The sequence below is a fragment of the Shewanella sp. MF08487 genome, from assembly GCF_050848685.1.
Classification (GTDB): domain Bacteria; phylum Pseudomonadota; class Gammaproteobacteria; order Enterobacterales; family Shewanellaceae; genus Shewanella; species Shewanella glacialipiscicola.
This window is the reverse complement of the sequence record NZ_JBOZPB010000003.1, coordinates 156308-170566: the sequence shown is the minus strand read 5'-3', so window position 1 is coordinate 170566 and position 14259 is coordinate 156308. Positions and strand designations below refer to the sequence as shown.

The following is a 14259-nucleotide window of genomic DNA, read 5'->3' as shown; positions in this document are numbered from 1 at the left end:
TTTCCTTAGGCTTTGCTGGCTTGGTTGACCACGGCATCCCTGGCGGCTTGTTTTTCGGCCAGGCTTAGGTGGTGGTCGTTGATGCGGGCGCCTTCTTTTTCGCCGTACTCTAGGCCAAGGTGATACCAAGGGGCGCTGGCGACATCGGTGCCGCGGTCTTTATTCCAGTTGATATTGGGCTTGGCGCGCAAAATACCGGCGCCTTTTTTAGCAACATCAGGCGCTTGCATAAAGGGGCGGATATTCAGGCGTACACCATCATTTAAGTCCGGGTGCCAGCCGATTGGCTGCTCGTGCAGCGGTTTCCAGCGCACAAAGATATCCAAGCCGATTTTTCCACTAATGGAGTCGCCCTTAAGGATGGCTTCGAGAGTGTCTTTTAGGTTTTTGGCGGCCATCAAACGGCTGTCGGCGCCATCGATACCCTCTTTCACGCCGTGCTCTTGGGTGCGGATCCACTCACCAAGGTAGGTGTAAATCAGCCGCTCCAGGCCTTTGTAGTCGAGGTTATGGTAATTCACCAGCACCGAGAAGCCGTCATTCAGGCCATCCCAAATTTGCCAAATAAACGGGCGATGCTGGAACAGCTTGCAGTGCTGCTCAAAAAACTTATCCCTAAGCCAAGTCTCTAGGTTCTTGCTGCCGACGCTATTAAGAAGACTGGTGAGCACCGAAGCCGACCAGTCGCCTTCGAAAGATGCCTGCAGCATGGCCTCTAAGCGATTGGCCGCCGCCTTTTCGCCGCGAATGGCCGGCAAGCAAACGATGCCATCGTCATCTTGCAGCGCTAACAAGTCATCGCACTTATCGAGCCAGGTCTGCATCTCATCGGCAAGCTCCATGTTTTCATCGAGCTCCGCCGGCCAGCGGTAACCCAGCAAGCGGGCAACGGCGACTTGCAGCACGGTCTCGTCGGTGCGCTTTTCCGCAACCACAGTCCATTTTTTGTCTTCATCCCACACCACAGAGCCGCAAGGATGACCATGGAAGATCCATTGAATCGGGTCATTGCTGTAGGGCTTAGGGAGGCCGTTGGGATATTGGTCTTCGGCGATTTTAGTCCAATATTCTAAATCAAAAGGAACCTTTGTTAATGTTGCAGCCGTTACATTTAGCTTCTGATCCACTGCTCTTACATTTTTGGCATATTCCGTAGACTCAACATATGTGTAAAGTGCGGGAATATGAGAAACATCTGCAGGAGCTATTGGACAAATATTGTCATCAAACACTTCTCCAAAATACAAAAATGGCTCTAGAGATCTCATCTTATTTACCGCGACACCAGCCTTTTCCCATACATCTTGACCTCTAAGCCAGCAACCGAGTTGTGATTGCATAGTCGGACTATTAATAGGTGTAGTTGTAATCTGAGAACGACCCGACCAAGGCTCACATTTCGATGGGGAATCTAGCCATAAAGTATTGTGCTCTCCAATCTTAGAAAGCTCCCAAAACCCAACCATGAATCTTGGTTTATCACCAGTTGTACTACCCTTGCCGAAATCTGCTGTATCACATAACAATGGACCACTGGCAACTTGCGTAAGAACAATTCTCGCATCCGGATTCTCCAGCTGCCTCGCTTGCTCCACACTTTTCAGCGGCTCAATCAGCAGTTGTGCAGCTTTGTCTGCGGCGGTTTTGGGGGCGGAGACATCCAGGCCATGGAGCAAGGCGCCGTGGGCGGCCGCGCCCTTGCTGAGGGTGATCAAGATGGCTTGCACCACCTCACCGGAGATGGTTTCAAAGGCTCTTGGCCCCAAGCGCGCCACCAGGTTCCAGCTGTCTTGGGTAAGCAGTTTTTCGCGGAACTTTTTATAGCTGGTAAGAAACAGCCAGTTTTGCGGCAGGACTATGGTTGAGCTGCCACCCGTGGGGCTGAACTCGAGGCAACGCTCAAGAAACACGGTCGCTAAATCGGGCTTAGCTTCAGGGTAATAGTTTTCACAGAAATCTTTTAGGGTGTCGCACTGCTTACCACGGGCAAGATACGGTACGTTGGTGGCAACCAGGGTGTATTGATTGGCAAGCAGCTTAGCCGCCATGGCGAGGCCCTGGGCAGTGACTTGGGCAGTTTGCGCTTCATCACCCAGGTTTTGCATACTGGCCTGCTCATCCAGCAACACTTGCCAGGGCGCAGGTTTGCCTTGTGCTTTACCCTCATAGTAAGAGGTGTTGACATCAATGAGGCTACCCAGTACCGGTGCGTCGTTAAAGGTGCGGGCAAACCAGCTAAGGGCGTCGCTGATCTCAGGGCGCTGTTTGGCCAGCGCCTGCCATTCGCTGCTAAGGGCACTGACATCCAGGCCCGAGCAGGCCAAATTAAGTGCAGGCAAGGTGCGGTAGCCGCCGGCGTTAGGGTAGCGCCAGGCTTCCAGCGCCAGGGCAAAGGCGGCGATTTCCACGCAGCGACTATCGAGCTCCAGGCCATGGAGGTTTTGCTTAAGCACAAGGTCGATGGCGGTGTTGGCATCGATGCCTTCAAGCTGCATACGCATCGGCACCAACATTAACAACAGCGCGACCAAAAAGTGGCCGGAGCCACAGCAGGGGTCGAGGGTTTTAAGGGCGGCGATATCCTCTGGCCAAGCCTCAAACCAGCCACCCGCCGCTTGCCACAGCTCGCCTTGGCTATCCTTGGTTTTGACAAAGCGCAGGTACTCTAGCGGCACGCCATTAATAGCGGCGGCGCGGCGCAAGGTGGCCTCGTCGCTGGCGGTGCGAAGATCGGCGTCGGTTAAGCGCTTTTTGGCCCACCAGGCGCCGAGGCTGTTATCCAGCAAAAAGCTCACCATATAGGGCTCGGTAAAGAGCTGGGTAACAGGGCTTAGCTCATCGGCGCCAATGGGGACACCGGCGGCATTAACCTCTTCTTTACGCTTGCTTTGCCAAAACTGATAACACCAGCCGAGGCTATCCTGAGCCGTGAACACCGCCGCAGGCAGGGTGAGAATAAGGTCTTCCAGCTCGCGCACCCTATCAATGGCGAGCGGTAAGGCAAACACCGGCGAGTCGCTTTTAAAAATTTGCGGCAACATCCGCTGGGCCAGCATGCCAGCGAGCTGCCAGCCATCTTTTACGCCTTCATCGGCAGCCAGCTCCTGACACTCAGCCAGGGTGACAGCGGTGTATTGGTCGTACATCAGCAGCTGGTTTTGCTCTAAAAAGCGGGCAAATAGCATGCGGTGCCAATGCTCATAGGCCATTTCGGCGCTTAGGTGCGCTATGCCCTGCTTACCATTGGTGTGCAGCTTGTCGCCTAACTGGCGGGCATGGGCACGCAGGCGGTTACGCAGCGCTCGCTCATCTTCTTTTAGGTAGATTGGCGCCTCGCCTAAGCCAACGCCTAAGCGGGTTAAGGCCTCGACTGCGGCAATTTCAGTCAGCTCTCGGGCACGGACAACGGCTTTTTCAAGCAGGTTTCTGAGGGTTTTATCCAGGGCTTGACGCATAAGCGGTTCTCTATCTCAACTAACTGTCATTTGAGTGAGCCTTGCCCAATTGAGCAAGGCTGATATTAACATGGCTCTTGTAAAGGGCTCTTTTTCAGGGTGCTTTATAAGCGCTACTTTAACGACGCAGGGCGATTATCGTTAAGCGCCGCCATCACATCGGCCCGCACCTGCTTAAGCCAGGCATCGAGCTCGGCTTCGGTGTTAATCACCACCTTGGACAGCTGCACCTGCTTGGCCTTGGGCACTAACCTGTCTACCGCCTCTTGCCGTACCCGACTAAAGCGGCCAGCCAAGGCGGAGGTTTTATCGCTCCATTGGGTGAGCGAGGTGTTTTCGATGCTGTCGATGACTCTGTCATTGCCGGAAAGCGGCTGCAACTCGAGGTTATCCAAATGGTGCTTGGTTAACAGCTCGCTTTGCTGAGGGCTTGAAAGCTGCGCCCAAATGGCGTCTTGCTCAAGCTCTTGCAAGCAGGTTTGATATTCATCCTGGAAGTCTTGATACTTCTTCATGATGGCCATGCGAATCGCTTCAATGGCCTGCTTTAGCAGTGGTTCTATGGGGTTAGGCTCAGCCAAGAGACTGCGATTTTGTTCGATGGCACGTTTCTCACTATCGAGGGCATCGTATCCCGCTAACCCTTGACAGTGCTTGAGCGCAGCCTTGAACTCGTCCCATAGGTAAAGACGAGCACTGACCTTATCTGCCTGCGCTTTCCATTGTTCCAACTCTTGCAGAATAATGGGCTGTGATTGGTAGGCGGCCAGCAATTGCGCATTGCCTGACAAGACTTCAATCTCATTCAAGTGCGGGGTCGCAGGCGGCAGCGGCAGTGGCGCATCGCCCCCCGCCTTACGGGCAATTTGCTTAGCCTGGGCTATCGCCTGGCTTAGCTTGGACTGTTCTTCACCGTTAGTACAACTCACCCCAATGGCATTGATTAAACTGCGCACCTTGAGGATTTGTACCGTACTAAGGCTGACCGTTTCGGGGCGGAACTTGGTTTGGCCGACTTTGGCACGCTCAAGACTTTTGGCATCGAGCGGTTTTTCTTGGCCATCGGTCGCCTTTAATACCCCAGAAGCCAACATGGCGTACAGGGCACCGTCGATAGTGTCTTTAGGCCAACCATAAGGGGCATTTTGGAAGTTATCGCGGATTTCGGCGCCGGTTTTCATCACGCCGATAAAACGCTTAATGGCCACGCATACTGGGTGTTTGTCGGCTTCGTCATTAAAGCCAATGGCAGCCAGGGCATTGGCATCGGCCGACTTACTGGCACGGTCGTACACTGTGCCCCAGCCTTTGACATCGACCAGTTTGAATTCGTTGTAAAGGCGCTCGCAGGCTTTTTTACCGCCATTTTCAAACTGTTCGGTAAGGGTCTCCCCCATGACCTCAGAGCCGCCGGCCAATTGCACCATAATGCCGTCAAAAATCTCTTTTAAAATAAGCTTTTTGGTGCGTTCGGCCTCATATTTGCGATGCTCCATAGCGGCTTTAGCATCTTTACCAGCGTCGGTGGCAGGCAGGCCACTCACATCTAAGGTCGTCTCAGCGGCTTTAAAATCGACAATAGCACTTAATAGATCAGAGCGGCGTATGCTGGGCACATGGACGAATAAGGTGGCATTGTCGGCGCTAGCACTTCTCACAGCATCGGTAAATTTACGATCACTGTCTTCAAGCACATGGGCGTACAGTCGCTTATTAGCATCGGCGGGGAGATCCGCATCGAAACACAAATTGATAGTACGGCCTTCAGCCACAGTCCCCTGGTTGACTTTGGCAGCGGCCAATTGTCTACGAATATAGTGCTGAATTTCCTGACTGCGGAATGTCTGGAGCGACTGTGTGTTACCACGCAGGTCGTTTTGCTGCTGCTTGAAGGTGTCATGCCATTTCTGACTCTCGACGGTTTGCAGGCGATATTCAACGCCAGCAGCGCTGTTCATCGGCAGTAATGCGCCCTCTTCCACCAGTTGGCTGAGTAAGCCTGGCAGCCGGGCACGAAGTTCGTGCTTACCTTCACTTAAATGTTCAAGCAGCAAGTCGGCTAAAAACGCTTCCGTTGACGCAATGCCGTGATTAATATCGGCTGGCAACTTGCTCATAAGCAAGATCAATGACAGCAGACGCCCTTGCAACTGCTCATCGTCATTACCGGCTTTTAAGCGGCCTATTTTTTCGTAGATGTCTTTGCCAATCACGCCAGTTTGCAGCAGATTAATGGCAATTTGATCGTAGATAAAATCGGCTGGCACCACACTGCCCAAGGGTTTAAGTGCTGTTAACTTAGTTGCCTCGTGTACGACTCGAAGCTGGTTACGTAGCTGTGAGCCAGTACCGGTTTTGTCCAGCGCTGGTAATACCCGCTCCCAAAAGCGGCGACGTACTGGCAGCAGAGGATAGTCGGCGACCATCCACTGCTCATCATCTTTATTGGATTCAATAACAGAACCGCGTAGATGGCGGTTGATTTCACCCAAGTTTTCTTGAATCACACTCTCAATACTGACTCTGGCGGTTTCCTTTTTCTGCAGGATCACTTTGCGAATAACGGCATCCACATCGGTGTCTTCCAGTTGGACCGATACCTGGAAGCGCCCCATCAGACGCTGCAGGTTTTGCAAGCCAGATAAGGCACTTTGCCCGGTAGCAACAAACAACAAGCGCCCTTTAAATTTGCCTGCTTTACAGCAGGTTTCTATGGCTTCTTGCACTGCATAGGCTTTATCTGGGTCGTCGGCAATATATTGCTGTACCTCATCGAGCACGATTAGGGTTAATGGCATTTCACCATGGTTGGCCAAGGCATCAACGATGGCTTGTACCATTTCAGTGTTTGAAACATCCTCGACAATCTTGTACTGGGCACGCAGCATATCGCGCACTTCTTTTTCATCGCTGCCAAAAGATGGCATGGCATGCAGTAACGCCTTCGCCATCACGGGCGAGACGTGAAGGTTACGCAGCTCTTTTTGCCACAAATCTTCACCTTCTTTACCTTTGGCGTGCTGCTCGATATAGGCCTTTACCTGCGCCAGAATGCCTTCGGCCTTAAGCCAAAGTTCAAATCTTGCCAGGTGGTATTGCTCTGATAATCCGACCGATTTGAAAATAACCGCCAATAACGCCAAACGCACCTTATCATCAGCACCCGCACCTAAGGTGCCGGAGGCGGCATGTAAACCACCCAATTTGGCGCCTAATGTTGAGAGCTCGTCAAAGTGATGACTTATAGCGTCCGGCAAATCAACCAGTGAGCGCGCATCGGTGCCATCATTTATTTTTTGATTGGTCCATAGCGTTCTGAGCATTTTAGCCAGGTGTGACTTACCAGAACCGAAGAAGCCTGAGATCCATACCCCTGGCTGTTCACCGCTGCTTTTTACGTTACGCAGACCTGGCTGTTCACCGCTGCTTTTTACGTTACGCAGAAATGTACTGAGAATATCGTCTAGCCCTTTGGCGTAAGCACCACTACACACAAAGGTGCGAAGCTCATACTCGAGCGTTTCGAGCGCGCCTTGAGACAGGTCGTCTTTTACTTCGGCTACACCATTGTTAGCCAGTTTACTTTCCAGTGGATTTAACTGATAGATATCGCGGTTTAGCATTGTTTCGGTCCCTCGTTAAACGGCTGTGATAGCGGTGGCTTGGTAGCCCCATCCATCCTTGGCATCAAGTAATTTGTAGTTATTGTCGTGATATTCTCCGGGGAAAAACACCACCAAGCGGCCATTCACCTGCGCAGCCAACGATTTAACTAGTGCAGATACTGACAGGAAGCCAAATAGCGCACCACATCCCATTAACGCTACGACAGTGTCGGCCGTTTGCTGGTTGTTAATTTCAGCGCTCAGTAATTTCACCAGTTCATCAGCAAAGTAGTCGTAGCTACCTTCGAGGTATTCAGGGTCTTCAAAATAGGCTTCTTTATAATCCTGCTCGGCCATCCAGTTGGCAAAGGCGTTGGTTAAATCGAGCAGTAACCATGGATGTTGGGCCTCGATACTGGCCTGTTCAAATTCAGTCAATCGTGCTCTAAGCTTGAGTTCATCGGCCTTGTCATACACCACGAAAATGGCTTTTTCCTCGGCGGAGATGGTGTTACTCCAGGGCACACTAATATGGTTGCTAAAGCTGTTTAGCAATTTGGTAAGTCTGTCGGACATGGATTCAATCCTTGAATTCAGGAAGTTTTAATGGTGAAAATGACACTTCTATCACCTCGCTTGCCTGTTTAAAGTGGATCAAGCCTCTAAGCGTCGCACGATGAGCTAATTCGTATAAATCAGTGTGACTCTTTAAGAGCAACTTACACCAGAAGCTGTTGAAAAGCCTTACACCACTAAGCTCGTGGTAATGGGCCAAAACCAAGGCAAATACCAGGTTTACATAGGTAACTTTAGGCTCGCTACGGTATTTTTTAGCCTTGCCAGTGAGATAGCCCGCCTGAGTCCAGGTACCGTTTAAATTTTGCGAAAAGGACTTTAGCGAAGCGGGACTAAATCTGTCCGGGTCATCTTTGGCAAGGTGCACTTCCATGATTTCTCTAAGGAGCAGCTCTCCTGGTTCTAGAGATAAAATTACCTCGGCGGAACCTCTTAAAAGCGGATCTCTGGCAACGGCTAACTGCAATGCCAATAGCGGCTGAGACTCCTCTGATAAATCCCACAACTGACGAAATACCTTAAAAAGCGGAACTTGTGGCGACAAACCATAAAGATCGACCATATGTCGAAAAGTAAGCTTGCGGGCATTCTCACTCGATTTGTGCAGAAGGTTGGCATCGATAATATTAGCGCGGTATTCATCCAACGATGCCTGCTCGGGCAGTGACATCAACAGTTGTGTCAGCTCTTGGATCATCATGCTTCGGGCAGCATGCGCCCCATTTTTACCAAACTTGAAGCCAATTTGAGTCAAATGCGGTAGTTGCTCCATTAATTACTACTCTTTTTCAGCGAACACAGAAACGATGACATATGGTATCGCAGTTTGTTGTAACAGGTTGCTCTTATTCACAAATATTCGCACAAATTACTCGCAGTCATCATCAAATAGGCATTCGCTGTAATCCATTGGTACATGACCTTGCCCTCTGGCTTGAATGACTAAAGAAACGCCCTCAGCAATAGAACAATCTTCACCATTAGGGTGATTACCAATAACTGCATGAGGGGCATAGTGTCTAAATGCAGATTGGAAACGACGCAACATCGCATTTTCATCTGGGAAATCAGGCTCTCGCGCCTTTAACAAGGCATCAAAAACTTCGAGATCCATGAGGGTGCCGTCCAGCCAATTGACTTCACAACGGTAACCAAACTTCCAAACAATGGGAGAATTTGTCATTGATTCGCCCAAGATGTCTGTGTTATTGCCCACTAAACACGAACCGATGACCACACCTAAGATATTATTTTGTTTAGCTTTAGTTTGGATAATCTTTAACGCGTTAGCCAAATTGATGTGATGTAGGCGCTTACCTGCTCCGTGACATGCTATATACACGTAACAGCGGTCGTATTGTACCCTTGTGAGGTTATCAAGCGCCATTTCAAAACTTTTAGCTTCGTAGAAGTGAGAGTGAAACAGATCAAAATTCCCTCTCAATCGCTCCAACCCTTGAAAAAAGGGTAAAACACTGACCGTATTTTGGTCTGACTCAGACAACTCCCATGGAGCTTCTAAAATCAAAATTGCATTCTTTTTTTTCATTTCCCTTTGATATCCTAACTTCTATTGACCCTAAATAGAGGCGTTGTTGATTAAATCATTTAATAGAAGGCAATGCTCCCAAGACTTCTGACCGATTAAGCAACTTGCTGACGAACGGGCATACCCAGTCTAATGACTTTGTTCATCGCCTTCACACCCGCCAATGCCTCTGCGACTTGCCCATTGTAATCACGCAAACTGAGCATTGGACTATTCAACTGTTTATATCGGCCCATGGCGGTCTCTGCTAGAGAGCGCTGGTGATAGCCGTTATCGATTTTCCATTGTTTCAGCTGACCCATTTTCAGTGCTTCTATGGCTTCATTGCGTGGATGCCCCTTTTCCCATAACCCCGCATTTGAGCGTGGTGGGATGGTCGCTTTGCAGCCTTTACGTTGCAGTAATTGATAACAACCCTTTGTATCATAAGCCCCATCTGCCGATATCTGCATTATCTTTCGCCGTAAAGGATTGAGCAAAGTCGGCAGTACTTCATTATCGCCTACTGACACAAGACTGACTTCAGCTGCAACGACTTCGTGAGTGCTTGCATCTATGGCTAAGTGCAACTTGCGCCATGTGCGGCGTTTTTCACTGCCATGCTTGCGCGTTTTCCATTCGCCTTCACCAAACACTTTCAGACCTGTGGCATCGACAACCACATGCGTTATAGGCCCGCGACTGGAGTTGCGGTACTTGATATTGACTGTCTTAGCGCGTTTACTGATAGAAGTGTAATCGGGGGAGTTAAGTGGCACACTCATCAACGTAAACAAAGAGTTGAGAAAGCCTTCTAGCGCACGCAACGATAAATTAAAGATGCCTTTAACCATCAACGCGGTTTCAATCGCCACATCACTATAGCTAAACCCGCGACCACGCCCGCCATGATGCTCATGGCAGTACCACGCTTTTACAGCAGCTTCATCCACCCAGAAAGTGAGCGAGCCGCGATTGACTAAAGCTTGGTTGTATTGCTTCCAATTAACGATTTTACGTATTGATTTGCCCATGTTTGCCGTCCTGAAGGTGAGTCAGGAGATCTGATCACGGCAACGCCAATTAGTTCACGGATTTGTTCAACAACACCCTAAATAGACCACAATCCACTGTATGGCTGACTATAAAAACATTTAACAATAAAATCAGTGCATTGAATACTTTCAATTCGTATTTTTTAGCGGAAGCTTTAAGTACTTTGAGTTTAATCACAATAAAAGGAGCTTTCGCAGTTTTTTCCGAGCTAAGGTAGCATGGCAAGTCAAGGCTTCTACAACCAATAATGTAACTAGTTTCTCACTCATTAATTGGCAATAGATCTATTACGGTTTTACCTTTTCATGCTCGATTACAGTTATTCATTTTACACTGACTCAATAGCTAAATCTGTTGTTTCTACGAGCTTTTTAAAAAACGTCAGGCATTTTTTCATATCAGGCCGGCTTACTAAATGAGTGGCTTGTTTGTCATTAATAGACCGATGAACAGCTTCACCTCGCTTTTTTATCCATTGGTTTAGTTTAGATTTAACTTGCTCAATATCACTATCAATCCAGGTCCATTTCTCGGTCACATCTATGTATAAAAACCGCTCAAACATTCCCTTGGTTTTCTGAGAATTTGGGGTATGAAAATACTTAAGCTCAGTTTTAAGTGTCGATGTAATAAATTTTCCGACATTCGAGCCAGCAAGGGTTCTCAGATCTACTGTCAACTTTTCCTCAATGACATCTTCGACATAGGTTTCCCAAGCGGTTAAGGTCATGATCAATGCAGCCCGCTTAAGCTCCTCAGGTTCTCTTTCCCTACCTTCAATTTTGTTTAAATGGTCATAGGCTTCTAAAATCCATTCAGCATCTTGAATTGCCTTTTCAAAATTATCTTTAGCTTTTGTCACACATGCTCCCTTATCACTGATATAGGTTATTTTGCAGATCTAACCAACTTGAAAACTGATGCAACGGGTCACAGATCTTGTCCATCGGCGACAAACTCGACCCAATAACAACCCCATGAATACTCAATCCGCTATTATCCTTACGATGACTAATTTTACGGGTTAGTCCAGAAGACACCGCAAACTCACCATCGCTGACGAGCAATATATCTGCTTGATGCCATTTATTTTTATCACTTTGCTCAAGAGCCAAGTTAAGTGGCCCCTCTGCATCTGTACCACCGCCGAATGACATGGACAGAAAAAGTATCATCCGCTCTAAGCCCTCAGCATCGGGTGTCAGCTCCATTTCTGTCACTTCTCCCCTGCTACCAAATAGGTAAACATAACAAGCACGTTTTTCGGTTTTAGCCACACTGATACATTGCAACACCAGCGCCTTGGCAACATTCTCTGGTGTTCCTTGCATGGAACCGGAAGTATCTAGACAAACAATCATGGGACCACGGTTACGATTTATTTTGAAGCCGGATTTTTCTTCCTTAACCTCTTGCTCAAATGTAACCTCTTCAGTGATGACGTCCGTGCCTTCAACAGCGTAACTGAGCAATGCATGCTCAGCTCGCCGGGCATGCCAAAGTTTTTTAAGGATTGGATGCCCCAAAAAAGCCGCTTCTTGAGGCAACATTCGACTGATTGAGTCAGAACGAGTGATCCCCTTGGTTTCCATTGGCACAAGCGGCATAGAAATCTCTTTATCGCGCCTTTTCGTTACGCTCATCTTAGAGATAATTTCTTCAATCACGGGCTCACCGTCGCAATCTTTCATGCGCCCCAGGGTTTCAATCACTTCACGCAATTGTGGGATTTGCTCGACCAGCTTCTGTAATCGCACCATGTTCATCCAACCATGGCTTTGCAGCATTCCTTTCGATAGGTCCCAACCAAGACCAGTGACCATACCTAAATCATCAAAAATCTCTGAAAGTATTTGCCAGACTTCCAACCTTTCGGCCCAAACTGATGGCAATGTAAATGGATGTTGTCCATTTACATTAATTAACAGCAACCAGGCCTCTAATTCAGCCTGGAGCTGACATTCAAGTTTTTTTGCATCTGAAAGAACAAGTGAATTTTTAAGTTTGGCTGAATTGCGTTTGATTTGGATAGCGGCGAATTCTTCTTTCAGCGCTTCTAACGCCTGCTTATATTTGATTTGAGCTAATTGCCGAGCAAGGATTAATGCTCTTGTCTGAGCACCTTCAAGAGCAGATAGTAAATCCAGTATCAAGGCATCGGTGACTTGCGGATTATTTTGACAATAAGTTGCAATACCTGAACGACTAATTACATTAACAATGTTTTGCTGAACAGCCTCAGGTAACCAAGGACAAGGTTGTGATAATGGCTCTCCCGCCAACAACTGATTTCGCAATAATGCGATAGTCATACAGCGAGTAGATAAATCGCCTCCTGGTAGGGTAGCTACAGCTGGCACCAACGAATCAGGTAATAAATCAATATCAACTAACTGCCGCTCCAAACCAGCTAAAATATTAAGTGCTGGAGCCAGCTGTGTTGGTGTTGGTTTTTGTTCATTCACAGAGTTCACCCTCTAACACTGCATCAACTGGAATGCTAGTGTCCGACAAATCAACTTCTTGTTCCCGTGGCAAGGCTTCAAAACCTTGTTTCACTTTTACCAGACGATTGGATAATTTATGGCTGTATTCAAGGGCGTTATCTAAACTCGCAATCACTTTAGAAAGCAGTTCAGGATTTAACCAAAGATGACTTTCAAATACTGTCTTAGCATCTTCTCGCTGTTTGCTTAAAGCGTTGATGTGGTTTTTTATCAACGCAAGAATTTCTTCTACGCCAGCAACACGGCTCTGAACATGCGCTTCAGAATAACTAATTGATTCCATATCGGGTTTAAATGCTTGATTAATCATAATGGCATTTAATGAAGAGCTATAACGTCCGCGACTTGAGGTTGTCTCTTTATTGTCATAGTCATCCCAATAGAGAACTTCACCTTTAGCGTTTATTTTTTGGACTTCTCCAGAGGATTGTAATGTCTGCTTACCTTTATCATTAATAAACAGTGGCCGACCTTTGTTGTTTACTTTCTGCTTTTGTTGTGACTTGTCAGCCTTTAATCGTCCTTCCCAAGTTGCCACTAAACTTGATGCACGTTCATCGGTAAAATCACCATTGATGGCTACAGCTTGATTATAGAGATCTTGCAGCCCAGAAAACTCCTCCGGCTTATTCCACAGACAATGAGGTAAAACCCATGCATCATAGTTACTCACTTGCGTCAATCCAGAGGTGAATGCTGATACCTTCATCAGTTTTATCAACTTGAGCCAACGTCTATCCGAAACGTAAATATTCTCTCGGTTTAAATAGGCCCGAAACTCTTTACACAATGCCAGCACAGAAGAACTCAGGGTAACCTTGTCAGCTAACTGCTGCACCTCAGTAAGATCTTCTAGCTTGAGTCGGATATTCAGCTCAGGCTCAAATTTTTCAGCTGAAAGCTGCAATAATTCACTAAATGAACTATCGGACACTGGACCGACAAAACTACGTAACATAAAGCGATCATATAAAGCAGAAAGCTCCTCACCTTCCGGTAACTCGTTACTCGCAGCAATAACCGAAATTAAGGGCACCTTGTATCGACGATTACCATTATCAAATTCTCGCTCGTTTAATATGGTTAAAAGACTATTCAAAATGGCACTGTTTGCTTTAAAGATTTCATCAATAAAAGCTACTGATGCATCAGGTAGATAACCACTAGTTAAACGAGCATACCTATCATCCTCTAATGCACGAATAGAAAGAGGCCCAAAGACTTCTTCTGGGACAGAAAAACGTGTCAACAAACGCTCAAAATAACTCGCTTCAACAAAGATATTTTTTAGCCGTTTGGCAAGTTCACTCTTTGCGGTGCCCGGAGGACCTACAAGCAAAACATGCTCACCCGCAAGTGCGGCAAGTAAAATCAGCTTAATTTGTTCCTTTCGCTCTAACAGACCAACATTCATCGCAGCCATAAGCTGTGAGATTTTATCTTTACGTGAGAGTGGTTGTATTGCCGTTAATTGTGTCACAGTGGATCTCCTTATGTTGAATTGCATTCCCTGGCTTAATTCAGGGTCAAAC

The 14259-nt window shown here is 47.7% G+C and carries 9 protein-coding genes; all 9 read right to left on the bottom strand.

The window, feature by feature from the left end; genetic code table 11:
- Positions 1–5: 5 nt before the first annotated feature.
- Complete coding sequence (locus tag ACRN9H_RS03385; protein WP_432312464.1) at positions 6–3455, bottom strand: Eco57I restriction-modification methylase domain-containing protein; 3450 nt, start codon at positions 3453–3455, stop codon at positions 6–8.
- 113 nt (positions 3456–3568) lie between these two features.
- The gene (gene brxC / locus ACRN9H_RS03380) at positions 3569–7078 is read right to left on the bottom strand and encodes a BREX system P-loop protein BrxC (protein WP_432312463.1); all 3510 of its coding nucleotides are present in this window, start codon (positions 7076–7078) and stop codon (positions 3569–3571) included.
- Positions 7079–7093: 15 nt separating this feature from the next.
- Positions 7094–7636 carry a BREX protein BrxB domain-containing protein gene (locus ACRN9H_RS03375; RefSeq protein WP_427613959.1) on the bottom strand — a complete coding sequence of 181 codons (543 nt, stop codon included), beginning with the start codon at positions 7634–7636 and terminating at the stop codon, positions 7094–7096.
- 4 nt (positions 7637–7640) lie between these two features.
- Positions 7641–8408, bottom strand: coding sequence for a hypothetical protein (locus tag ACRN9H_RS03370; protein ID WP_432312462.1), 768 nt, complete (start codon positions 8406–8408; stop codon positions 7641–7643).
- A gap of 96 nt (positions 8409–8504) precedes the next feature.
- Entirely contained in the window at positions 8505–9185 is a 681-nt protein-coding gene (locus ACRN9H_RS03365; protein ID WP_432312461.1) for a hypothetical protein, read from the bottom strand.
- 95 nt (positions 9186–9280) lie between these two features.
- Positions 9281–10198 (bottom strand): IS5 family transposase, encoded by a 918-nt coding sequence (locus ACRN9H_RS03360; protein ID WP_432312460.1) that lies wholly within the window; start codon positions 10196–10198, stop codon positions 9281–9283.
- A 350-nt stretch (positions 10199–10548) separates the two neighbouring features.
- A complete protein-coding gene (locus ACRN9H_RS03355; RefSeq protein ID WP_432312459.1) occupies positions 10549–11082 on the bottom strand; it encodes a HEPN domain-containing protein in 534 nt (177 codons plus the stop codon).
- 13 nt (positions 11083–11095) lie between these two features.
- On the bottom strand, positions 11096–12685 hold the full coding sequence (locus tag ACRN9H_RS03350) for a VWA domain-containing protein (RefSeq protein ID WP_432312458.1): 1590 nt from the start codon (positions 12683–12685) through the stop codon (positions 11096–11098).
- Complete coding sequence (locus ACRN9H_RS03345; protein ID WP_432312457.1) at positions 12678–14207, bottom strand: AAA family ATPase; 1530 nt, start codon at positions 14205–14207, stop codon at positions 12678–12680. Before ACRN9H_RS03345 ends, ACRN9H_RS03350 begins: the two co-directional genes overlap by 8 nt.
- Positions 14208–14259: the final 52 nt, after the last annotated feature.

Coding starts and splice junctions, on each gene's coding strand:
- ACRN9H_RS03365 (WP_432312461.1), bottom strand. CDS start 9,185: ATGAAAAAAAAGAATGCAATTTTGATTTTAGAAGCTCCATGGGAGTTG.
- brxC (WP_432312463.1), bottom strand. CDS start 7,078: ATGCTAAACCGCGATATCTATCAGTTAAATCCACTGGAAAGTAAACTG.
- ACRN9H_RS03385 (WP_432312464.1), bottom strand. CDS start 3,455: ATGCGTCAAGCCCTGGATAAAACCCTCAGAAACCTGCTTGAAAAAGCC.
- ACRN9H_RS03360 (WP_432312460.1), bottom strand. CDS start 10,198: ATGGGCAAATCAATACGTAAAATCGTTAATTGGAAGCAATACAACCAA.
- ACRN9H_RS03370 (WP_432312462.1), bottom strand. CDS start 8,408: ATGGAGCAACTACCGCATTTGACTCAAATTGGCTTCAAGTTTGGTAAA.
- ACRN9H_RS03375 (WP_427613959.1), bottom strand. CDS start 7,636: ATGTCCGACAGACTTACCAAATTGCTAAACAGCTTTAGCAACCATATT.